Raw genomic sequence first — 21,780 nt, 5'->3', positions numbered from 1 at the left:
CGGTGGTTACCCATGGGGGGCTCCGCGCGGCACGTGGGGGTGTGGGGGTGGCAGCACGTAGGCTGGCGGGGTGTATGAAGGTGCGGTCCAGGACCTGATCGACGAGCTCGGGCGACTGCCCGGAGTCGGTCCCAAGAGCGCCCAGCGCATCGCGTTCCACCTGCTCTCGGCGGACCCGGCCGACGTGCGCCGGCTCGCGGACGCGCTGACGGAGGTCAAGCTCCGCGTCCGGTTCTGCGACACGTGCGGCAACGTGGCGCAGGAGGAGGAGTGCCGGATCTGCCGTGACCCGCGCCGGCTGCCCACCACGATCTGCGTGGTCGAGGAGGCGAAGGACGTCGTCGCGATCGAGCGCACGCGCGAGTTCCGCGGGAAGTACCACGTGCTCGGCGGCGCGATCAACCCGATCGCAGGCGTCGGACCGGACGACCTACGCATCGCCCAGCTCATGCGACGCCTCGCCGACGGCACGGTCACCGAGGTCATCCTCGCGACCGACCCGAACGTGGAGGGTGAGGCGACCGCGACGTACCTGGCGCGGCTCCTGCTGCCCATGGGGCTGACGGTGAGCCGCCTGGCCTCGGGCCTGCCGGTGGGCGGGGACCTGGAGTACGCCGACGAGGTCACGCTCGGTCGCGCGTTCGAGGGCCGCCGCCGGCTGTCCGCCTGATCCTGGTCTCGCCCGACCGCCCGGGCCCGCGACCTGGACAATCACGGCCCACCGGCCGGTCGCGGATGACATGAGCACCGTGGTCGCGGACGATGGGCGCATGGCACGCAACCCGGCAGCCCGCCCGCCCGACGACGACCTGCGCTCGATCGCCGACTCCATGGCGGAACAGTCGCGCGCGTACCTGACCACCGTGACGGAGGTGGCCGCGGGGGCGAACCCGGAGGCCGCGCTCCCGTTGCTGCTTCTCGCGGTCTCGGACCTGCTCGCGGAGGGCGCGCGACTGGGCGCGACGACGGACGTGGTGCCCGCCGAGCGCTTCGAGCCGGACGTCGGCCCGGACCCGGACGTCGAGCCGCTGCGGGCGGGGCTCGCGAACGCGTTCGAGGGGATCGACGAGTACGCCGAGGTCATCGACCCGCTGCTCGGTGCGGAGGTCGGCTCGGCGACGGTGTCGGGTGACCTGGTCGCGATCGCGGGGGCGCTCGCGCAGGGGCTGCGGCACCACGAGCGCGGCGGCGTGCTCGAGGCGCTGTGGTGGTGGCAGTTCTCGTACCTGTCCGACTGGGGCGAGCGCGCGTCGAGCACGCTGCGCACGATCCAGGTGATCCTCGCGCACCTGCGCCTGGACGTCGCCGACGACGTCGCGACCGAGGCGGAGTACGACGCACTGCAGCCGTGAGACGACTGAGCCCGGCCCGCACGGACGCGGGCCGGGCTCAGCGCACGAGGTCAGGCGACGCGCGTGCCCCGCGGCAGCGTGCGCTGCGGGACTGACAGCCGCCGGACCGCGACGACGTACCCCGCGGCGCCGAGCAGGACGTTGAGCCCCAGCCCCCACGGCCACACCGGGTCGTCGCTGCGTGCCGCCTCGAACTCGTCGTCGTCGGCCCAGCACTCGTCGACCTGGCCGTTCGCGCCCGCGCGCACCTGACGCACGACGTCCCGGAGCCCGCCCAGCGCGTCGCTGCTCGAGGAGTCGACGTCGCCCGTGCCTGCGCCGTCGGCCACGATGACGAACGGGTTGACCGCGAGCAGCCCCCACGTGAGCTCGGTGTGGGCGATCGGGCGCTCCTCCTCGGTCCAGACGCACTGGACGGCGGTGTCCCCGTTCCAGGACGACGGCATCCCGTAGACGCGCACGGTCTCGTGGGACGACACCGCCGAGTACGTGAGGCCGAACATCAGCGGCGCGATGAACGTGACGGCCGCGACGACGATGAACGTGAGCACGGTCGAGCCGGCGGTCCGGGACACGAGCGCCGACATCCCCAGCCCGATCGCGCACACCGCGACCAGCAGCACCGCGATGAGCAGCACGACCCGAAGGAGCGACCACCACGGAGTCGGGCCTGCGGCCGTCGCCATCGCCAGGAACGGCACGCTCAGGACGAGGAACGCGCACGAGGCGGCCCAGGCGGCGAGCAGCTTGCCGAGCGCGATCTCGGCCGGTGACAGGAGCGTGACCTGCAACGTCGCGAGCGTGCCGGCGTTGCGGTCACCGTTGACGGACGTCGAGCTGAGCGTCGGCGTGACGAGCAGGCCGAGCCCGAGCACCAGGAACGTCACGGCGGCGAACAGCAACGGTCCGCGGCCCGAGTTGTCGGACTCGACGTCGTCGATGCCGCCGAACAGGGCGTCGAGCGCGCCGAACATCAACAAGGTGATCGCACCGACCACCACGGTCCAGACGACGAGTGCGATGATCCAGCGCGTCGAGCGCACGCGCTGCCGCAGCTCGAGCGCCGCGACCGTGCGCACGCCGTGCCAGCTCAAGGCCCACCGGCCCCGGACCTTCGGCGCTGGGGTCGTGCTCGCGCCCTCGGGGGCGGGGACCTCGATCGTCTGCGTCATCGCCGCTCCTCCTCGAGTGCCAGGTAGGCGCGCTCCAGCGCGCCCGATGCGGGGGCGAGCGAGACCAGCGGGACGCCCGCGGCCACCGCCTCGCGCACGAGGCGCGCGGCGCCCTCGTCGCCGTCGATCGTCAGCAGCACGCCGCCCGGCTGCTCGCGGGGCGGGGCGTGCAGGTCCTGCTCGTCGTCGGCCTGCCAGGTCGCACCCACGGACGTGAGCCAGGAGGTGAGCGCCGCGTACGACATCGCCCGCACGTGCCAGGTCGAGCGGTCGGTCGCCGCGAGCGCCGCGCCGCCGATCTCGCTCGTCCCGGCCGTGCGCCCGCGCGAGACGAACACGACGTCGTCGGCCATCTCCTCGAGCTCGGACAGGATGTGGCTCGAGACGAGCACCGTGCGGCCCTCGTCGGCGAGGCGCCGCAGCAAGATCCGCAGGTCCACGCGGGAGCGCGGGTCCAGCCCCGACGCGGGCTCGTCGAGGAGCAGCACCTGCGGGTCGTGGACCAGAGCGCGGGCCAGGCCCAGGCGCTGCTTCTGCCCGCGCGAGAGCACGGAGGCCGGGCGGTCGGCGTACTCGGTCAGGTGCACGGTCGCGAGGAGCTCGGTCACCCGGCTGCGCGCCCGGGCCGCGTCGATCCGGTACGCGGCGGCGAACGTCTGGAGCACCTCGCGGGCGGTCAGTGAGTCCCACGTGCCGAACGCGTCGGGCATCCAGCCGGTGCGGGCGCGCGCGGACGGCCCCTGCGTCACGGGATCGAACCCGCCGACGCGGACCTCGCCGGAGTCGGGGACCAGCAGACCGGCGAGCACCAGCAGGAGCGTGGTCTTGCCGGAGCCGTTGGGTCCGACGAGCGCGGTGACGGCACCCGCGCGGGCGGACAGGGTCGCGCCGTCGAGCGCCTGCACCGACCCGAACGAGCGCCGAAGGTCCCGCACGACGATCCCCGGCGGTGGCGGCGGTGAGGAGGCGGGCGGCGGTGCCGGCGCCGGTGTGGTCTCGGTCATGGCGACGACGCTAGAGGTGCGCGCCGCCTGCGGCGTCGGTCCGCGGGTGGACATCCGGGCGAGTGCCTGCCACCCGAGGAGGACCCCCACCCGCACGACGACCCGCCGACCCAGCGTCTGCTCCGGCTGTGCTCCCGACTACCCGGAGCAGCCGCTGCCTCGGGGACGTCGACGCGGCCGACCCAGCGCCTGCTCCGGGTATGGGTCGTGGGTGCCGGAGCGATCACTGGGTCGCGGCGGGGTGGGGTGTCGGGGCGTGCAGGATGTGAGACGGCGGTTACCCGGACCACATCGCTCGGGTTAACGTGTCCTGCCGGAAGAGGGAGGGTGTCGTGGCGAAGGTCGTGCTCGTGGGCGCGCTCCTCGTCGTCGCCGCTGCCCTCGGCCGCTGGTGGCAGGCGCGCAACGGGCGGTTCCGTGCGACGAGCGCCGCCACGGCACCGGACTCGACCTCGCCTCCCGGCAGCGACGCGGGTGCGCCGACGACGGAGCCCCGCGAGGTGCTGACGAGCGACGTGCTCGGCGTGCCACTCGGTGACCGGGCGACGTTCGTCCAGCTCTCCGCCGAGGTCTGCTCGGCCTGCGCCAGTACCCGACGCGTGCTGGCGGCCGTCTCGGCCGAGCACCCCGGTGTCCTGCACGTCGAGCTGGACGCGGCGGAGCACCTCGACCTCGTGCGGCGGTTCTCGGTCATGCGCACGCCGACGACGCTCGTGCTCGCGCACGACGGCACGGTCGTCGGCCGGATGTCCGGCGGCACGGACCGCCGCCAGGCGCTCACCGCGCTCGAGTCCTGTCCGGACGTCGCGCCGGCTCGCTGAGCCCCCTGCGCCAACCCCGCGCGGCCTCGCACATGAGCCGCAAGCGCACTCACAGCGACTCGCCGCCACGCCCTGCCGCACCCCCGAACGACCGCAGCACACCTCCCCCTCGAAGGAACCCCATGACCGTCCCCGAGACCCCGACCACCCCCGCCCCCACCACCCCCACCCGTCGCGCGCCCGCGGGCATCGACCCGCGCGGCCCGCGCGTGGGTGCGGGCATCACGGGCGTGCTGCTCGTCGTCGTGCTGCTGCTGGGTGGTTCCGCGGCCGCCACGATCCTGCTGGCCGTGATCGCCGCGAGCTTCGCGCTCGGCGCGGTCGGTGGCCCGTCGGCGACGTGGCAGGGCTGGCTGTTCCGCACGCTCGTCCGTCCGCGGCTCGCCCCGCCGAGCGAGCTCGAGGACCCGCGCCCGCCGACGTTCGCGCAGCTCGTCGGGCTGGTCCTGACGACGCTCGGCGTGGTCGGCGCTCTGCTGGGTGCGGCCTGGGCGGTGCCGCTGGCCGCATCGTTCGCGCTGGTCGCGGCGTTCCTCAACGCGGTGTTCGGGCTGTGCCTCGGGTGCGAGCTGTACCTGCTGGGTGTCCGCCTGCGCACGCGCTCGGCCTGAGGCCCGGCGGCGCCGCTCCGCGCGTGGGAGCGGCGACCGCATGCTGAAACTGCTGGCGTCCGCAGCGCGGACGTGCCTACCATCCGTGCGACCACACAGGACCCGGCGGGCCGTTGAGACAGACGGCGACCGGCGACAGATGGAGCAGGCACGTGGCACTTGTCGTGCAGAAGTACGGCGGTTCGTCGGTAGCGGACGCCGAGAGCATCAAGAGGGTGGCCAAGCGCATCGCCGCGGCGAAGCGCGCGGGTGACGACGTCGTCGTCGTCGTCTCGGCCATGGGTGACACCACCGACGACCTCCTCGACCTCGCCCAGCAGGTCTCGCCCCTTCCTCCCCAGCGGGAGATGGACATCCTCCTGACGGCGGGTGAGCGCATCTCCATGTCGCTGCTGGCGATGGCGATCAACAACCTCGGCGTGAAGGCGAAGTCCTTCACCGGTCAGCAGGCGGGCGTCATCACCGACGCCGTGCACGGCAAGGCGCGCATCGTCGACGTCGTGCCGACGCGCGTGCGCGAGACCGTCGAGAAGGGTCAGGTCGCGATCGTCGCGGGCTTCCAGGGCGTCACGGAGTCGACGAACGACGTGACGACGCTGGGCCGCGGCGGCTCGGACACCACGGCGGTCGCGCTCGCGGCGGGCCTGGGCGCCGACGTCTGCGAGATCTACACGGACGTCGACGGCGTGTTCACCGCCGACCCCCGGATCGTGTCGACCGCGCGCAAGCTCGACCGCGTCTCCTACGACGAGATGCTCGAGCTCGCCGCGTCGGGCGCCAAGGTGCTCATGCTGCGGTGCGTCGAGTACGGCCGTCGCTACTCCGTCCCCATCCACGTGCGCTCGTCGTTCACCAACCACACGGGCACGCTGGTCACCAACGAGAAGAACGAGGATTCCGACGTGGAGCAGCCGATCATCGCGGGCGTCGCGCACGACCGTTCCGAAGCCAAGATCACCGTCGTCGGCGTGCCGGACGTCCCGGGCAAGGCCGCGCGGATCTTTCAGGTCGTCGGCGACGCCGGCGTGAACATCGACATGATCGTGCAGAACGTGTCGGTCGCCGCGACGGGCCTGACGGACATCTCGTTCACCCTCCCGGCGCTCGACGGGACCGCGGCGCTCACCGCGCTGACCGAGCGCCAGCCCGACATCGGCTTCCACTCGCTGCAGTTCGACGACTCGATCGGCAAGCTCTCGCTCGTCGGCGCGGGCATGAAGTCGCACCCGGGCGTCTCGGCGAAGCTGTTCGCCGCGCTCGCCGACGCGGGCATCAACATCGAGATGATCTCCACCTCGGAGATCCGCCTGTCGGTCGTCACGCGGGCCGACGACCTGGACGACGCGGTGCGCGCGGTGCACACGGCGTTCGAGCTCGACGCCGACCAGGACGAGGCCGTGGTGTACGGGGGTACCGGACGATGAGCGCGCTGAACCTCGCCGTCGTCGGCGCGACCGGGCAGGTCGGGGCGGTCATGCGCCGGCTGCTCGAGGAGCGCGACTTCCCGGTCGCGTCGATCCGCTACTTCGCGTCCGCACGGTCCGCCGGGCGCACGCTGCCGTGGCGTGACCAGGAGATCGTGGTCGAGGACGTCGCGACGGCCGACCTGTCGGGCATCGACGTCGCGCTGTTCTCGGCGGGCGGCTCGACGTCCAAGGAGCACGCTCCGCGGTTCGCCGCGGCCGGTGCGATCGTCGTGGACAACTCCTCGGCGTGGCGCCGTGACCCGCAGGTCCCGCTCGTCGTCTCCGAGGTGAACCCCGAGGCGCTCGACGAGATCCCCCTGGGCATCGTCGCGAACCCCAACTGCACGACGATGGCCGCGATGCCGGTCCTGCGGCCGCTGCACGCGGAGGCCGGTCTGCGCCGCCTCGTCGTCTCGACCTACCAGGCGGTCTCCGGCTCTGGCCTGGCCGGTGCGCAGGAGCTCGACGCGCAGGTCCGTGCGGCCGTCGAGCAGGACACGCTCGCGCTCGTGCAGGACGGCTCGGCGGTCACCTTCCCGGCGCCGGTGAAGTACGTCGCGCCCATCGCGTTCGACGTCGTCCCGCTCGCGGGCTCGATCGTCGACGACGGGCTCAACGAGACCGACGAGGAGCAGAAGCTGCGGCACGAGTCGCGCAAGATCCTGTCGATCCCCGGGCTGCTCGTGTCCGGCACGTGCGTGCGCGTCCCGGTGTTCACGGGTCACTCGCTGTCGGTCAACGTGGAGTTCGAGCGGCCGTTGTCGCCCGAGCGGGCCCGTGAGCTGCTCGCGGGCGCGCCCGGGGTCCAGCTCGAGGACGTCCCGACGCCGCTCAAGGCTGCGGGTGCGGACCCGTCGTTCGTGGGTCGCATCCGGGCCGACGAGGGTGCGCCCGACGGTCGCGGGCTCGCGCTGTTCATCAGCAACGACAACCTGCGCAAGGGTGCGGCGCTCAACGCGGTCCAGATCGCCGAGCTCCTCGCGACCCGCCTCGCCACGCGCGCCTGACCCCACCGACCCAGCGCCCGCTCCGGCTCTCCGACCCGAGACCCGGAGCGGGCGCTGGCTCGTCCCTGCCAGCTCCGCCGAACCAGGGGTTGCTCCGGGTCTGGCGGGGCCGGGCCTGAGCAAGCGCTGGGTCGGCGGGGGTGGACGGGGGTTGTCCCTACCCGGGGTTGGGGGGTGGGCGGGATGTCGGGCAGGTGCGGCGACGGCCTAACTTCGTGCCATGACCTCACAGCTCGCACCCGAACCGGTGCCACGGCCGGCGGCTCCCCCGGCTGACCGGCCCTCGCTCGGTCAGTCGCACCCGCTGACGACCAGCGACATGTCGTCCGTCGCCCCCGCCTTCCTCGGCGGCCGCGAGCTCGCCCTCGCCCCCGTGTCGGGTGCGACGGGCCGCGCGCTCGCACAGGTCGTCGTCGCGTGGCCCTGGCTGCTCTTCTTCGGGATCCTGGCCCTGACGTGGGTCCCGACGAGCGCCGCGATGGTCCTCGTGTTCGGGATCGGTCTGCCGATGCTGGCGATCGGACTGCTCGCGGCCCGCTGGTTCGTCGGCGCCGAGCTCGCCCGCCTCGGTGCGCAGACGGGCGTCCAGGTCCCGCGGCCGGCGGACCGTCGACGCGGCGGACCCGGCTGGTGGTCGGCGTTCCTGTCGCCGCTGCGCGACGGGCGGGCGTGGGCCGCGACGGGCTACGCAGCGCTCTCGTCGCTCACGGCGCCCCTGGCGTTCGCGGTCGTCGTCGCGCTCGGCGGCGCTGGCCTGGCGGCGATCCTCTCGCCCGTCTACGGCACCGGGCCGGTGCTCGAGGAGTACCTCGGCTGGTCGCGCGGGCTGCTGTGGATCGTGCTCGTCGTGGCGGGCCTGGGCGCGATGTGGCTCGCGGCGCTCGCCGCGCAGGGCGCGACTCTGCTGCAGCTGCGCATGGCGCGCGGCATGCTCGGTCGTCCGCGCGCGGAGCTGCGAGTGGCCGTGGCCGACGAGGCGCGGGAGCGCGCCGAGGTGCGTGCCGCGCACGTCGAGCAGACGCGCACCCTCGTCGTGGGTGCCGCCGACGACGAGCGCCGGCGCATCGAGCGGGACCTGCACGACGGCGCCCAGCAGCGGCTGGTCGCCCTCGGCGTGGAGCTCGGTGCGGCCAAGCGGCGCACCGCGACCGACCCGCAAGCCGCCGCAGAGGCGCTCGACCGCGCGCACCGCGAGGTGCAGGAGACGCTCGCCGAGCTGCGCGACCTGGTCCGCGGCATCCACCCCGCGGTCCTCACCGACCGTGGCCTCGACGCCGCTCTGAGCGCGCTCGCGTCGCGCAGCACGGTGCCCGTGACGGTGCGCACGCCCGACGACGACACGTTGCGGGCCTGCGGCTCGTCCGCGCAGGCCGCGGCGTACTTCGTCGTCGCCGAGGCGCTGACCAACGTCGCGAAGCACGCGTCCGCGACGTCCGCGAGCGTGGACGTCGCGTGCGCCGACGGCCGGCTGCGGCTCGTCGTGCACGACGACGGGCGTGGCGGCGCGGCGGCGGCACCCGGCAGCGGCCTCGACGGGCTGCGCAGCCGTGTGGCGGCGCTGGACGGCACCTTCGACCTCGCCAGCCCCGTCGGGGCCGGCACGACCCTCACCGTGGAGCTCCCGTGCGCATCGTGATCGCCGAGGACTCGGTCCTCCTCCTCGACGGCCTGACCAGGCTGCTGACGGACGAGGGGCACGAGGTGACCGGGTACCGCACGGCCGACGAGCTCGTCGCCGCACTGGGACCTGGCGCCTCGACCCCCGACCTGCTGGTCACCGACGTCCGGATGCCGCCCTCGCACACCGACGAAGGGCTCCGGGCCGCCATCCACCTGCGCAGCCTGCACCCGCGGCTGCCGGTGCTCGTGCTCTCCCAGTACGTCGAGCAGCGGTACGCCCGCGAGCTGTTCGCGGGCGACGTGCGCGGCCTGGGCTACGTGCTCAAGGACCGCGTGACCGACGTCGACGAGCTCCTCTACGCGATCTCCCGCGTCGCCTCGGGCGGCACGGTGATCGACCCCGAGGTGGTCGCGCAGATCATGGCGCGCGCCACGCGCACCGGTCTCGAGCTCCTCACGCCCCGCGAGCAGGAGGTCATGGCGCTCGTCGCCGAGGGCCGCTCCAACTCCGCGATCGCCGAACGTCTGGTCGTCGGCCTGCCGGCCGTCGAGAAGCACGTCACGTCGATCCTCACCAAGCTCGGGCTCCCGCCCGACTCCGACGACCACCGTCGCGTGCTGGCCGTGCTGCGCTGGCTCGAGCACCGACCGAACGGAGAGTCATGACCACGGTCCTGGACACCCCCGCGAGCACGCCCCCGGCCACGCCGCCCGCCCCGCGGCTGCACGGCACGGGCCGGGTGCTCGCCTGGATCGGCGGCACGCTCGGCGTCCTGGCGATCATCTGGTTCTCGCTCGACGTGGCGAGCATGATCGCCCGCGAGGAGACCTCCGGCGAGGCGACGCACCCCGCGCGCGGCGTGGTCGAGCTCGTCGCCGACGGCCGCGTCACCGTGACCGCCGCCCCAGCCGGCACGAGCAGCGACGAGATCCACGTCGCCCGCAAGGCGCACTTCGCGTTCGTCGACCCGAAGTACTCGACCACCGTGACCGACGACCGCACGGTCGTCTCCTACGGTTGCGTCATGGGCTGGGTCTGGAACTGCTCGACGTCGCTCGACGTGACGCTCCCGGCCGGCACGACCGTGCAGGTGCGGACCTCCGACGGCGACATCCGGGTGCAGGGCGTCGTGGGTGACGTCGAGCTGCGCACCAGCAACGGCCGCGTCGAGGCCAGCGCGCTCGGCGGTGACGTGATCGCGACGTCGAGCAACGGCGACGTGCGCGTCGTCGACGCGGTCGGCGCCGTGCAGGCGCGCTCCGACAACGGCTCGGTCACCGTACGGGGAGCCGCCTCCGTGCAGGCGCACTCGAGCAACGGTCGGGTCGAGGTCGAGGACGTCGCCGGTGAGGTGAAGGCGACGTCGAGCAACGGCGACGTCAAGGTCGCCGACGCCCGCAGCGACATCACGGCGGAGTCGAGCAACGGCGACGTGCGCGTGTACGGGACGGGCGAGCCCGTCGCGCTCGTGATCGACACGTCGAACGGCGGCCGGACCGTGGAGGCCCCGACCGACCCGGCCGCACCCGTGCAGGTGCGCATCCGGTCGTCGAACGGCTCGGTGTCCTACCTCGCCCCGCAGGGCTGACGCACCCGACCGCACGCCGGGCGTCGCAGGGGGACGCCGCACGACGAGGGCCTCGACCGGATCCGTCCGGCCGGGGCCCTTCGTCGTCGGCTCAGCCGCGCCCCGTCACCGCGGGGCGACCGTGCCGCGCACGCGCCAGCCGACGACCGCGAGAGCCAGCGCGACGAGCAGGCACGCGAGCGCGCGCACGAGTGCGTGGTGCGCGCCGGCCTCGAGCGTCGCGGAGTAGCCCGGGTCGTCGGCGAAGGCGGTCGAGACGTACCAGCGGTTGCCCCACCGGAACAGATCGGCGACGGCGAGCAGGAACACCCCGACCGCCGCGATCCGCACGAGGTGCCAGGCGCCGCCGGCCGCGTCGCGTGTCATCGGAGTGGGGACGGCGGCGTCGCTCATGCCCGCCAGCGTAGACGCGCGGCACGTCGCGTGGGGGCGTCGGCGACGAACGTGCCGGGTGAACGCGAGAGCCCGGGCCGACTCGTCGTCGGCCCGGGCTCTGCGTCTGTCGGGGTGGCGGGATTTGAACCCACGACCTCTTCGTCCCGAACGAAGCGCGCTACCAAGCTGCGCCACACCCCGTGAAAGCCTGCTCAGACTACCCGACGAGGCGCGCATCTCCGAATCCGTTCCGCGTGCCGCGCAGCACACGGTCCACGGCCGGGTCAGGCGGGGACGAGCGTGAGGAGCGTGGCCTCCGGGCGGCACGCGAAGCGGACCGGCGCGTACGGGGACGTGCCCAGGCCCGCGCTCACGTGCAGCCACGTGGACCCCGAGCCGCCGGGCGCGTCCGGGCGCGCACCGGGCCAGCCGTGCAGGCCCTTGGCGCGGCGCGGGTCGAGGTCGCAGTTCGTCACGAGCGCGCCCCAGCCGGGCACCGCGAGCTGGCCGCCGTGCGTGTGGCCGGCGAGGATCAGGTCCGCGTCGTCGGCGAGCAGCCCGTCGAGCACGCGGCGGTAGGGCGCGTGCGTGACGCCGACGTGCAGGTCGACCGTCGGCGTGCCGGACGCGCCCGCGAGCGTCCGTGCGTCGTCGGGCCCGCCCGCGGCCGGCAGTCGGTCGCGGTCCAGGTGCGCGTCGTCGGTCCCGACGAACGACACGCGGCGCCCGTCGAGGTCCAGCACGCCGCGGCGGTTGTCGAGGTCGAGCCAGCCCGCCGACCGCATGAGCCGGACCAGCTCGCGCCACGGCATCGCGCGTGGCGGCTGCGGGGGAGCGGAGCGCGCGTCGCTCAGCAGGTAGCGCGCGGGGTTCTTGGGCTGCGGCGCGACGTAGTCGTTCGAGCCCATCACGAAGACGCCGGGCCGCTCGAGCAGTGGCTCGAGCGCGTGCGCGAGCGGGCCGAACGACTCGAGGTCCGCCCAGTTGTCACCGGTGTCGACGACGAGGTGCGGGTCGAGCTGCGCGAGCTCGCGCACCCAGGCGACCTTGCGGTCCTGCGAGGGCGTGAGGTGCAGGTCGGAGATGTGCAGGACGCGCAGCGGCTCCTGGCCCGCGGGCAGCACGGGCACGGTCGCCTCACGCAGCGTGTACCAGCGGGCCTCGACCAGCGACCAGGCCAGGCCGCCGACGGCGAGCGCGGCGAGCCCGCCCGCGGCCCTGGCCGCGGACGAGCCCGTCACTGCTGGTTCGCCGAGTCGCGCCCGCGGTCACGCCCGGGCGGGCCCTGGTCCGGCGGGCCGTTCTCGTTGCCGCCGCAGCCCGGGAACTCGGGGTGGTCCTGGCACGGGTCGCGCTGCTGCGACCCGTCGGACAGTCGCAGCGTGATCACGGAGCCCGCGACCGCCCAGCCGCTCGGGTCCTGCTGCGCGACGCGGCCCGCCTCGAGGTCGGACGGCACGCGCTCCCTGGACACGACGACCTGGAAGCCCCGCGAGGTGAGGACGCCGCGCGCCTCGTTCTCCTTCATGCCGATGACGCTCGGGACGGAGATCTTCTTGCCGTAGACGAGGTCGTTGGGCGGTGCGTCGAAGCCGGGGTTCTTGCCGTCGCCGAGCGCGTCGTTCATGAACCGCACCCAGGTCGGGGCCGCGATCGACGAGCCCCACGGCCCGGCGCCGAACCCGCTGTAGCTCCGGCCGTTGATCTTCAGGCCGTGCATCGTCTTCATGCCGTCGGTGTGCCCGACCCACACGGCGGCCGCGAGCCGCGGCGTGTAGCCGACGAACCAGGTGTGCTCGTTGTGGGTCGTCGTGCCGGTCTTGCCGGCCGCCGCGAACGGCGGGCGGGCGACGCCCTTGGCCGTGCCGTTCCAGACGTTGCTCAGCGCGTAGTTCATGGTCTTGGCCACGCCTGCGTCGATCTTCTGGCTGCACCCGGCGCTCGGGACCTCGAGCTCCTTGCCGTCGGTGTCCGTGACCTTGAGGATCGCGATCGGGGCGCAGTACTTGCCGTTCGAGGCGAACGTCGCGAACGCGTTCGCCATCGTCAGCGGCGAGATCGACTGCGAGCCCAGCACGTTGGCGGGCAGCGGCTGGACCGGGCCGTCACCGGCGGCACCGCCGGCCAGGTGGACGCCGATGTCGCTCGCGCCCGTGAAGATGTCACACATGTTGATCTTGCTGGCCATCGCGACGTAGCCCGAGTTCACCGAGTTCATCGTGGCCTGCAGCACGGTCATCACGCTGCCCTTGCCCTCGGCGTTGCCGAACTCCCACGAGCCGGTGAGGTTCGTGCAGGGCGCGTTGAACTCCGAGAGGTTGTACTTCAGCTTGGTGCCGTTGATCGTCTCGCCGAGCGCGTGGCCCTCCTTGAGCCACTGCAGCAGCGTGAACGGCTTGAAGGTCGAGCCGGGCGGGAAGCCCGAGGCGCTGCCGTACGCGTTGTCGGTGTTGAAGTTCACCGCGGTCTCGCGGTCGCCGTGGTCCTGCGTGTTGTTGTAGACGCGGTTCTGGGCCATCGCCTTGATCTGGCCCGTCCCGGGCTCCACGACGACCATCGCGGTGCCGATCCCCGAGGGGTCGTCGACCGGGATGCCGGCCTTGACCTCCTTGTCGGCGGCCGCCTGCATCGTCTTGTCGAGCGTCGTCCAGATCGTCAGACCGCCGCGGTACAGGAGCCGCAGACGCTTCTTCTGCGTGTCGCCGAACGCCTCGTCGTTGCGGATGACCTTGGTGACGTAGTCGCAGAAGTAGCCGGCGCCGGCCACGGAGCCGTTGGCGGACATGCAGCCGAGCTTGGGCGTCTGGACGTTGAGGGTGTCCTCGATCGGGATCGCCTTGCCCTCGTCGTACTCCTTCTGAGTGATGTACTTCTCGCGCAGCATGAGACCGAGCACCACGTTGCGGCGCTTCTCCGCGCGCTCCGGGTGCAGGGTCGGGTCCCAGTACGACGGCGACTTGGTGATCCCGGCGATGGTCGCGGCGCGCAGGTAGTCGAGCTTGACCGCGCGCATCCCGAAGTAGCGCTGCGAGGCGGACTCGACGCCCCACACCGACGAGCCGAACTGCGCGATGTTGAGGTACTTCTCGAGGATCTCGTCCTTCGACATCCGCTTCTCGAGCGTGATCGCCAGCTTGGCCTCGCGGAGCTTGCGCGCGATGCCGGCCGTGCCCTTGCTCGCGCGCGCCTCGTTGATCGCGGCCTGCTTCTCGGCGTCGGTCTCGGCGGAGTCGGCCCCCTCGATCAGCACGTTCTTGACGTACTGCTGCGTGAGGGTCGACGCGCCCTCCTGCGAGTCGTCGTCCATCGCGTTGCGCGCCGCGGCGCGCACCATGCCCATGACGTCGACGCCCGCGTGCTCGTAGAACCGGCGGTCCTCGGTCGCGATGACCGCCTGCTGCATGATCTCCGCGACCTCGTCGAGCGGGACCACGACACGGTCCTGGTTGAAGAACGTGGCGAGCAGGGTGCCGTCCGAGGCGAGGATGCGCGACTTCTCCGGCAGGGCGCCCTCGTCGAGCTCGGTCGGCAGGTCGTCGAACGCGGTCTGCGACATCTCGGTGATGCCGTTCGCGATCGCGACGCCGGGCAGTGCGAGACCTGCGGCGAGCACTCCACCGAGCCCCGCGACGAGCACGAAGGACAGCAGGAGGGCCAGCGCCTGGAAGGCGTTGACCTGTCGACCTCGTCCGCGGGCAGTCTTCGGCATGCCCGCCAGGGTAGTCGGCACTCCTGTGCCCCACCGCCGTCCCGGGGCGAGGTCCGGCAGCCTGCACCGGACCTGCACAACCAGGACGAACGTCCTGGACGACGTGATGCGGGACCGCTCCGGAGGGCTGCGCAGCACGATCACCCGATTGCGGGAGCGCGTCCACACCTCGGGATGACCCGAACGGAGTCTCGTCAACAGACCTGGTCGCACGCTAGTTTTCGGGCAAACAACCACGCTTGCGTGCTATTGCGCAAGGTCGTGGCGAACCAACGGCGACGACGCAACAGGGGGAGCGCGGGTGACAGCGACCAAGGACGGCCACTGGACCGCGTCTGCGGCATGTGGCTCTGGGAGCGTCTCGCCCGACGCGCTGTTCGTCGAGGGCTCCGCCCAGCGGGACGCGCGCTCGGTGTGCCAGCAGTGCCCGGTGCGGCTCGAGTGCCTCGCGGACGCGCTCGACAACCGGATGGACTTCGGGGTGTGGGGCGGCATGACCGAGCGCGAGCGGCGTGCGCTGCTGCGGCGGCGGCCGGAGGTGCGCTCGTGGTGGTCGGAGCTCGTGCCCACGGGCGAGCTCGTCCCGAGCTGACCGGCGCGGCTGACACGCGCCGACTGCGGACCCACCGCGGACCCGGGCGGCGAGGACGCGGTCCGGTGAACGTGGGCTGACCGCGCGCTCGTCGGCTGGCTAGGGTGTGGCCATGGCGACCAAGTGGGAGTACGCGACCGTCCCCCTCATCATCCACATGACCAAGGCGATCCTGGACCAGTGGGGCTCCGACGGCTGGGAGCTCGTGCAGGTGGTCCCGGGCCCCGGCGACGGCCTGGTGGCGTACCTCAAGCGGCCGCTGGAGTCCTGATGGGAGCCGCACAGCGGCTCGCCGAGCTCGGGCTGACGCTCCCCTCGGTCGCGGCGCCCGTCGCGGCGTACGTGCCCGCGGTGCGCACCGGACGTCACGTGCACACCTCGGGCCAGCTCCCGTTCGTCGACGGCGCTCTCGTCGCCACCGGCAAGGTGGGGGCGGACGTGTCGGCCGACGAGGGCGCGGCGCTTGCGCGCACGGCGGCGCTGAACGCGCTGGCGGCCGTCGCCGCGCTCGTCGAGCGCGAGGGCGGCCCGGCCGGCGCGGACGCGCTCGACCGGATCGCGCGCGTGGTCAAGGTGGTCGGCTTCGTCGCGAGCGACCCGTCCTTCACGGCCCAGCCCACGGTGATCAACGGCGCGAGCCTGCTGCTGCACGACGTGCTGGGCGAGGCGGGCGTGCACGCCCGGTCCGCGGTCGGTGTCGCGGTGCTGCCGCTCGACTCGCCCGTCGAGGTCGAGATCGTCGTCGAGCTCGCGGACTGACCCCCGCGGACCGACCCGCGCGGGACTGACACCCCGTCACTGCAGGGCCCGCGAACGCAGAACGGCCCGAACGAGCTCTCGTCCGGGCCGTTCGCGTCGTCAGGCGGTCAGCGCGCGCGGCGCTCCAGGCGGTCGACGTCGAGCAGCACGACGGCACGGCCCTCACGCCGCACCCAGCCGCGTGCGGCGAAGTCGGCGAGCGCCTTGTTGACGGTCTCGCGCGACGCGCCGACGAGCTGCGCGAGCTCCTCCTGCGTGAGGTCGTGAGCCACGCGCACGCCCTCGTCGACCTGCTCGCCGAACCGCGTCGAGAGGTCGAGCAGAGCTTTGGCGACACGGCCGGGGACGTCGGAGAAGACGAGGTCGGCGAGCGCCTCGTTGGTGCGGCGCAGGCGGCGGGCCAGGGCCTGCAGGAGGTGCCGGGCGACGCCGGGCTTGTCCGCGAGCCAGCGGACCAGCTCGTCGTGGTCGAGCTCGAGCAGCGCCGCGTCGGCGACGACCGTCGCGGTCGCCGTGCGCGGGCCCGGGTCGAACATCGAGAGCTCGCCGAACATCTCGCCCGGACCGAGCACCGCAAGCAGGTTCTCGCGACCGTCGCTCGAGCGCCGGCCGAGCTTGATCTTGCCGTCGCGCACGATGTAGAGCCGGTCGCCCGGCTCGCCCTCATGGAACAGCACGTCGCCGCGTACCGCCTCGATCGGGGTCATGTTCGCGACGAGCGCGAGCGCCGACTCCTCGTCGAGACCCACGAACAACGGTGCCGACAGCACGACGTCCTCAGCCACGGTCGCTCCTTCTCACTCTGAACCGCTGGACCGCACCCGCCGCACCGGGGCCCGGGCGGCGAGATCCACGCCACAGTCTGCCGCATCGCGCGCGGGTGTCTCCTCGGAGCGCGCGGTCACCGCCGCGTCGGCGGACCTGCGAGGAGGTCGCCGCCGCTCGTCGGGTCGTCCGCGAGGCGGGAGATCAGGCTGTCCGTGGCGCGGGCGAGCGCGTCGGTGACGCCCCGCTCGTAGGACGCGAGCCGGTCGTCCAGCGCGCGCAGGCGGTCCAGCTCGGCGACGTCGGCCGGGGCCGGGTCGGGCAGGAGGCGCACGAGCTCGCCCATCTGCGGCACCGCGAGCGAGACGTCGAGGGGCAGCTGGAACGCGACGTCCTCACCGAGCGGGTCGGGGCGCGCCGCGCCGGCCACCGCGAGGTCGATGCGCGCGCGCACGAGTCGCCGCCACCAGCCCACGCGGGCCTTCTCGGCCCGCAGTGCTCGGCGGTCGAGTCGGAGACTGCGCACCTTGTGGTCGCCGCCAGGAGTCATCGTGGCTGTTCTCCGTCCCGCTGCACCTAGTCACCTACGGCTCATGGGACGTCCTTCTTGAGTGTTCCGTCCCGTCGTGTCGCGCAGATCACTCCCTGGGAGCAATGACACGACGGGACGGCCACCCGATCGTCGGCGTGTCACGAAGGTGTCGCGGCGCGGTCACGCGGCGGTCACGGTCGTGTCGGAGGGGAGTCGTACGCTGCCCGGGTGACGAGGCGGACGTCGGACCAGGTGGAGAGCCCTCTGGCGCGCACGCGCCGCGCACGACGAGTCGACCGGCTGCTCGCGCAGCGGTACCCGGACGCGCGCTGCGAGCTCGACTTCGCGGACCCCTTCACGCTCCTGGTGGCGACCGTGCTGTCGGCCCAGACGACGGACGTGCGGGTCAACGCGACGACGCCTGAGCTGTTCGCGCGCTACCCCGGCCCGGCCGAGCTCGCGGCCGCCGCGCCCGACGAGCTCGAGGCGATCCTGCAGCCGCTGGGCTTCTTCCGGGCCAAGGCGCGTGCCGTCACGGGCCTGTCGCAGGCGCTGCTCGAGCGGTTCGACGGGCAGGTGCCCGGCCGGCTCGAGGACCTCGTGTCGTTGCCGGGCGTGGGCCGCAAGACCGCGAACGTCGTGCTCGGCAACGCGTTCGGGGTGCCGGGCATCACGACCGACACCCACGTCCTGCGCCTGTCGCGGCGGCTCGGCTACACGACCAGCGAGGACCCGCTCGTCGTCGAGCGCGAGCTCGGCACGCTGCTGCCGCGCAAGGACTGGACCATGGCCTGCCACCGGCTGATCTTCCACGGCCGCCGGACGTGCCACGCGCGTCGCCCGGCGTGCGGTGCGTGCCCGGTCGCCGCCCTGTGCCCGTCGTACGGCACGGGGGAGACCGACCCGGCTCGCGCGGCGGCGCTGCTCAAGGGCTGAGCCGGCCACGACGGGCCAGAGCGGCAGGGCCGGCTAGAGCGGCGCGACCCGCGCGAGCCAGGTGAGCAGGGTCCGGTTGACGTGCTCGGTGGCCTGCTCGGGCAGGAAGTGCCCCGCGTCCGCGACGAGCTCGTAGGTGTAGTCCGGGCCGACGAGCGCCGCGGCCTCGCGCCCGAGCGCGACGGCGTGGGCCGGCACGAGCCCGTCGCGGCCGCCGTGCAGGTGCAGCACGGGCAGGGGGCGGGCGGTGCGCAGCGCGGCCAGGAAGCGCCGACCGTCGGGCCGCGGACCGGACCGGCCCAGCCAGCGCAGCTGCTCGAGCTGGGAGTGCGCGGCGAACGGGACGCGCAGCGCCTCGAGGTACGTGCGCTCGGTGTCCCGGTCGAGCCAGGGGCCGCCGCCCCACTCGGCGAGCAGGTGGCGCGCGAGGTCACCGCGCGCGAGCGCCCGCTCGGGCAACGACGGCAGCTGGACGAACCCGAGGCGGCGCACGGCCGCGGGCCGGAACGACCCCAGCGGCCGGCGCATCGCGTCGAGCGGGTGGGGCGAGGACAGCACGGCCACCGCGGTCGTCGCGACCCGCTGCAGCGCGGGCATCGCCCACGCGATCGTGCCGCCGGTCCCGCACCCGACGACGACCGCCGAGCTCGCCCCGAGCGAGCGGATGACACCGGCGACGTCGGCCGTGAGCGTCGGCACGTCGTACCCCTGCGGGGGCTTGTCCGAGCCACCCGTGCCGCGCACGTCGAGCGCGGCCACGCGGTAGCCGGCCGCGGCGAGCGCGGTGAGCTGGTGCCGCCAGGCCCACCAGAACTGGGGCACGGGGTGCAGCAGGACGACGAGGGGGACGTCGCGGTCGTCAGGACCGGCGACCGCCACGTGGAACCGTGCGCCGTTGGCGGCGACGAACCGGTGCTGCCACGGCCCGTCGAGCAGGAGCGTGGCGGAGTCGACGGCAGTCATCGTCGTGAACCTATCCGTTCGGCGGTGACGGGTGCGGCTGGCGGTGCCCGTCGGGCTCGTCAGGGACCGGGTCGGACGCCGTCCCGGCCGGATCGGTGCGCAGCCGGCGTCGACCGCGCGCTGCGAGCACCGTACCGCCGGTGACGGCCGCGAGGAGGGACGCGACGAGCACGGCGAGGACGGCGTGCTCGTCGTGCGGCGACCCCGGGCCGAACGCGAGCTCGGCGACCAGCAGCGACACGGTGAACCCGATCCCGCCGACGAGACCCACGCCGAGCACGTCGCCCCAGCCGAGGCCCGGTGCGAGCCGTGCGCGCGTGAACGTCGCGACGGCCCACGTCGCGGCGACGATCCCGAGCGGCTTGCCGACGACGAGCCCGAGGGCCACGCCCTGCGCGACGGGGTCGCTCACGGCATCGGCCAGCACGTCCGCCGAGACCGCGACGCCTGCCGCGAACAGCGCGAACACGGGCACCGCGAACCCGGCCGACAGCGGCCGCCACCGGTGCTCCCAGCGCTCGGCGAGCGACTGCTCGGGCAGCGCCGCGAGCCCGTGCGCCCGCGCGGTCGCGGCCGGGCTCGCGGGCACGACGAGCCCGAGGGCCACGCCCGCGAGCGTCGCGTGCACGCCCGACGCGTGCAGCGCCGCCCACGCGGCGACCCCGAGCGGCACGAGCAGCCACCCGTTGACCCGGTGCCGCCGGACGAGCCACGCGAACACCCCGACGCACGCGAGCGCGCCGAGCAGCGCGACCAGGTCGAGCGACTCCGTGTAGACCGTGCCGATCACCAGGATCGCGAGCAGGTCGTCGACCACCGCGAGCGTGAGCAGGAAGGCCCGCAGCGCGGGGGGCAGGCCGCGTCCGACGAGCGCGAGGACCGCGACCGCGAACGCGATGTCGGTCGCGGTGGGCACCGCCCATCCCTCGGTCGCGCCGCCCGCGCGTCCTGCGTTGACCGCGAGGTAGAGCGCCGCGGGCACGATCATGCCGCCGACGGCCGCGACGATCGGGACCGCCGCCGTCGCGGGGTGCCGCAGCTCCCCCACGGTCAGCTCACGTGCGAGCTCGAGGCCGACCACGAAGAAGAACACCGTGAGCAGGCCGTCGGTCGCCCACTGCGCGAGCGTGAGGTCCAGGTGCAGCGCGCTCGGGCCGACCACGGTCTGCGACACCGCGTCGTAGGCCGCGGGCCACGCGTTGGCCCAGACGAGCGCGACGACGGCGCCGACGAGCAGCAGCACGCCACCGGCGCGCTCGCCGCGCAGGGTGTCGGCGAGGTTGCGCTCGCTGCCGGGCGTCAGCCGCGAGAACAGCGCGGTCCGGCCTCCGGGCGTGGCCGGCTCGTCGTGCTGCTGCCCGTGGTCAGACCGCGGGTTCGGTGACACTGTCGCGGTCCCCCGCCGGGCGCCGGTCCTTGGGTGGGTCGAAGCGGTAGCCGACGTTGCGGACCGTCCCGATGAGCTGCTCGTGCTCGGGGCCGAGCTTGGCCCGCAGGCGCCGCACGTGCACGTCGACGGTGCGCGTGCCCCCGTAGTAGTCGTAGCCCCAGACCTCCTGCAGGAGCTGGGCGCGGGTGAACACGCGGCCCGGGTGCTGCACGAGGTACTTGAGGAGCTCGAACTCCTTGTAGGTGAGGTCGAGCGGGCGACCGCGCAGACGTGCGGTGTAGCCGCCCGCGTCGATCGTGAGCTCGCCCGACGAGATCTCCTGCGGCGCGTCGTCGTACCCCGCGACCGCGGCGCGCTCCATGACGAGCCGGAACCGGGTCTCGACCTCGGCCGGGCCCGCGGAGTCGAGCACGATGTCGTCGGCGCCCCACTCGGCCGTCACCACGGTCAGCCCGCCCTCGGTGAGCACCAGGACCAGCGGGACCGCCAGACCCGTGGCGCGCAGCAGGCGGCACGTGGTGCGCGCGGTGACCAGGTCGCGGCGCGCGTCGAGCACGACGATGTCCGCGTCCGGGGCGTCGACGAGCGCGGACGGCTCGACGGGCAGCACGCGCACGCGGTGGGACAGCAGCCCGAGCGCCGGCAGCACCTGTGCCGATCCACCGGACGCCGGGGTCAGGAGCAGAAGGTCTGCCACCGTGGAACCTCCCTGCGGCGAGTGGGGACACGCTACCGCGTGCCCCGGCCTGGTCGTGGCAGTGTCCGCAGGCGTGCCCACGCGCACGTCAGGCGCGTGTCGGGGCGCCTCACGGGGCGGACCTCCCGCGCGGGTCACGAGCCCGGCGCGCATGATCTGCGAGACTGTCGGCCGTGCTCCCCCAGGTCCTGACCGCGACGCCCCGCGTCGTGCCCGCCCCCGCGCCGGCGCGTCGCGCCCTCGCGGCGGCCGAGGCCGGGCGGTAGTCCCCGTGCTGCTCGCCACCCGAGCGGTCGTCACCGCTGCCCTCGCCGCGCTCGTCGCCGTCGCCGGCTACGTCGGCGGCCTGCCCGTCACGGTGCTCGCCGCGCTCCTCGCGCTCGCGTTCGCGGTCGGCTGGCCCTCGCTCGCGAGCCTGCC

Annotated in this window: 23 protein-coding genes and 1 tRNA gene; 13 read left to right on the top strand and 11 right to left on the bottom strand. The window is 73.7% G+C overall.

The window, feature by feature from the left end; genetic code table 11:
* Nucleotides 1–70 precede the first annotated feature (70 nt).
* Together recR and CWIS_RS08110 are read left to right on the top strand one after the other, a co-directional pair.
* On the top strand, nt 71–670 hold the full coding sequence (gene recR / locus CWIS_RS08115) for a recombination mediator RecR (RefSeq protein ID WP_048342761.1): 600 nt from the start codon (nt 71–73) through the stop codon (nt 668–670).
* Between the two features lie 100 nt (nt 671–770).
* On the top strand, nt 771–1,352 hold the full coding sequence (locus CWIS_RS08110) for a DUF5063 domain-containing protein (protein ID WP_048342760.1): 582 nt from the start codon (nt 771–773) through the stop codon (nt 1,350–1,352).
* A gap of 50 nt (nt 1,353–1,402) precedes the next feature.
* On the opposite strand, the gene CWIS_RS08105 is transcribed toward CWIS_RS08110, so the two are convergent.
* Nucleotides 1,403–2,524 carry an ABC transporter permease gene (locus tag CWIS_RS08105; RefSeq protein ID WP_048342759.1) on the bottom strand — a complete coding sequence of 374 codons (1,122 nt, stop codon included), beginning with the start codon at nt 2,522–2,524 and terminating at the stop codon, nt 1,403–1,405.
* Nucleotides 2,521–3,528 carry an ABC transporter ATP-binding protein gene (locus tag CWIS_RS08100; RefSeq protein ID WP_048342764.1) on the bottom strand — a complete coding sequence of 336 codons (1,008 nt, stop codon included), beginning with the start codon at nt 3,526–3,528 and terminating at the stop codon, nt 2,521–2,523. Before CWIS_RS08100 ends, CWIS_RS08105 begins: the two co-directional genes overlap by 4 nt.
* A gap of 332 nt (nt 3,529–3,860) precedes the next feature.
* Here CWIS_RS08100 and CWIS_RS08095 point away from each other — a divergent pair, with 332 nt between their 5' ends.
* The 7 genes from CWIS_RS08095 to CWIS_RS08065 all read left to right on the top strand — a co-directional run bounded on the left by CWIS_RS08095 (nt 3,861) and on the right by CWIS_RS08065 (nt 10,642).
* Nucleotides 3,861–4,349, top strand: coding sequence for a thioredoxin family protein (locus tag CWIS_RS08095; protein ID WP_048342758.1), 489 nt, complete (start codon nt 3,861–3,863; stop codon nt 4,347–4,349).
* A 122-nt stretch (nt 4,350–4,471) separates the two neighbouring features.
* Nucleotides 4,472–4,960: a DUF4395 domain-containing protein gene (locus tag CWIS_RS08090; RefSeq protein WP_048342757.1), complete on the top strand. Its 489-nt coding sequence runs from the start codon at nt 4,472–4,474 to the stop codon at nt 4,958–4,960.
* 152 nt (nt 4,961–5,112) lie between these two features.
* A complete protein-coding gene (locus CWIS_RS08085) occupies nt 5,113–6,384 on the top strand; it encodes an aspartate kinase (protein ID WP_048342756.1) in 1,272 nt (423 codons plus the stop codon).
* Entirely contained in the window at nt 6,381–7,433 is a 1,053-nt protein-coding gene (locus CWIS_RS08080; protein WP_048342755.1) for an aspartate-semialdehyde dehydrogenase, read from the top strand. The genes CWIS_RS08085 and CWIS_RS08080 overlap by 4 nt, the downstream gene beginning before the upstream one ends.
* 319 nt (nt 7,434–7,752) lie before the next feature.
* Complete coding sequence (locus CWIS_RS08075; RefSeq protein WP_048342754.1) at nt 7,753–9,069, top strand: sensor histidine kinase; 1,317 nt, start codon at nt 7,753–7,755, stop codon at nt 9,067–9,069.
* A complete protein-coding gene (locus tag CWIS_RS08070) occupies nt 9,057–9,719 on the top strand; it encodes a response regulator transcription factor (RefSeq protein WP_048342753.1) in 663 nt (220 codons plus the stop codon). Before CWIS_RS08075 ends, CWIS_RS08070 begins: the two co-directional genes overlap by 13 nt.
* On the top strand, nt 9,716–10,642 hold the full coding sequence (locus CWIS_RS08065) for a DUF4097 family beta strand repeat-containing protein (RefSeq protein WP_048342752.1): 927 nt from the start codon (nt 9,716–9,718) through the stop codon (nt 10,640–10,642). Before CWIS_RS08070 ends, CWIS_RS08065 begins: the two co-directional genes overlap by 4 nt.
* Before the next feature lie 105 nt (nt 10,643–10,747).
* Here CWIS_RS08065 and CWIS_RS08060 read toward each other — a convergent pair whose 3' ends face one another.
* The 4 genes from CWIS_RS08060 to CWIS_RS08045 form a co-directional block, all read right to left on the bottom strand.
* The gene (locus tag CWIS_RS08060; RefSeq protein WP_048342751.1) at nt 10,748–11,035 is read right to left on the bottom strand and encodes a hypothetical protein; all 288 of its coding nucleotides are present in this window, start codon (nt 11,033–11,035) and stop codon (nt 10,748–10,750) included.
* Nucleotides 11,036–11,144: 109 nt separating this feature from the next.
* Nucleotides 11,145–11,218 (bottom strand) — tRNA-Pro (locus tag CWIS_RS08055).
* A gap of 83 nt (nt 11,219–11,301) precedes the next feature.
* Nucleotides 11,302–12,258: a metallophosphoesterase gene (locus CWIS_RS08050; RefSeq protein ID WP_048342750.1), complete on the bottom strand. Its 957-nt coding sequence runs from the start codon at nt 12,256–12,258 to the stop codon at nt 11,302–11,304.
* Nucleotides 12,255–14,726, bottom strand: coding sequence for a penicillin-binding protein (locus tag CWIS_RS08045; protein ID WP_048342749.1), 2,472 nt, complete (start codon nt 14,724–14,726; stop codon nt 12,255–12,257). Before CWIS_RS08045 ends, CWIS_RS08050 begins: the two co-directional genes overlap by 4 nt.
* 301 nt (nt 14,727–15,027) lie before the next feature.
* Here CWIS_RS08045 and CWIS_RS08040 point away from each other — a divergent pair, with 301 nt between their 5' ends.
* The 3 genes from CWIS_RS08040 to CWIS_RS08035 all read left to right on the top strand — a co-directional run bounded on the left by CWIS_RS08040 (nt 15,028) and on the right by CWIS_RS08035 (nt 16,077).
* Nucleotides 15,028–15,318, top strand: a complete 291-nt coding sequence (locus CWIS_RS08040; protein ID WP_048342748.1) for a WhiB family transcriptional regulator — start codon at nt 15,028–15,030, stop codon at nt 15,316–15,318.
* Between the two features lie 112 nt (nt 15,319–15,430).
* Entirely contained in the window at nt 15,431–15,589 is a 159-nt protein-coding gene (locus CWIS_RS18335) for a DUF4177 domain-containing protein (protein WP_141371557.1), read from the top strand.
* On the top strand, nt 15,589–16,077 hold the full coding sequence (locus CWIS_RS08035; RefSeq protein ID WP_048342747.1) for a RidA family protein: 489 nt from the start codon (nt 15,589–15,591) through the stop codon (nt 16,075–16,077). The genes CWIS_RS18335 and CWIS_RS08035 overlap by 1 nt, the downstream gene beginning before the upstream one ends.
* 107 nt (nt 16,078–16,184) lie before the next feature.
* On the opposite strand, the gene CWIS_RS08030 is transcribed toward CWIS_RS08035, so the two are convergent.
* Both CWIS_RS08030 and CWIS_RS08025 read right to left on the bottom strand, forming a co-directional pair.
* Nucleotides 16,185–16,862 carry a Crp/Fnr family transcriptional regulator gene (locus CWIS_RS08030; protein WP_048342746.1) on the bottom strand — a complete coding sequence of 226 codons (678 nt, stop codon included), beginning with the start codon at nt 16,860–16,862 and terminating at the stop codon, nt 16,185–16,187.
* A 116-nt stretch (nt 16,863–16,978) separates the two neighbouring features.
* Nucleotides 16,979–17,368, bottom strand: coding sequence for a hypothetical protein (locus CWIS_RS08025; protein ID WP_229747508.1), 390 nt, complete (start codon nt 17,366–17,368; stop codon nt 16,979–16,981).
* Between the two features lie 234 nt (nt 17,369–17,602).
* On the opposite strand from CWIS_RS08025, the gene nth reads away from it, so the two are divergent.
* The gene (gene nth / locus CWIS_RS08020; protein WP_048342744.1) at nt 17,603–18,310 is read left to right on the top strand and encodes an endonuclease III; all 708 of its coding nucleotides are present in this window, start codon (nt 17,603–17,605) and stop codon (nt 18,308–18,310) included.
* A 33-nt stretch (nt 18,311–18,343) separates the two neighbouring features.
* Here the strand turns inward: nth and CWIS_RS08015 are convergent, their stop codons facing one another.
* From CWIS_RS08015 to CWIS_RS08005, 3 genes are read right to left on the bottom strand one after another with little or no spacing between them, the layout of a single operon-like run.
* A complete protein-coding gene (locus CWIS_RS08015) occupies nt 18,344–19,273 on the bottom strand; it encodes an alpha/beta fold hydrolase (RefSeq protein ID WP_048342743.1) in 930 nt (309 codons plus the stop codon).
* Between the two features lie 10 nt (nt 19,274–19,283).
* On the bottom strand, nt 19,284–20,660 hold the full coding sequence (nhaA, locus tag CWIS_RS08010; RefSeq protein ID WP_231583731.1) for a Na+/H+ antiporter NhaA: 1,377 nt from the start codon (nt 20,658–20,660) through the stop codon (nt 19,284–19,286).
* Nucleotides 20,638–21,360, bottom strand: a complete 723-nt coding sequence (locus CWIS_RS08005; RefSeq protein ID WP_048342742.1) for a response regulator transcription factor — start codon at nt 21,358–21,360, stop codon at nt 20,638–20,640. Before CWIS_RS08005 ends, nhaA begins: the two co-directional genes overlap by 23 nt.
* Between the last annotated feature and the right edge of the window lie 420 nt (nt 21,361–21,780).

Origin of the sequence: Cellulomonas sp. A375-1, assembly GCF_001040865.1 — a bacterium.
Classification (GTDB): domain Bacteria; phylum Actinomycetota; class Actinomycetes; order Actinomycetales; family Cellulomonadaceae; genus Cellulomonas; species Cellulomonas gelida.
Note: the sequence above shows the minus strand (reverse complement) of the source record. Positions and strands in the feature narration are given on the sequence as shown.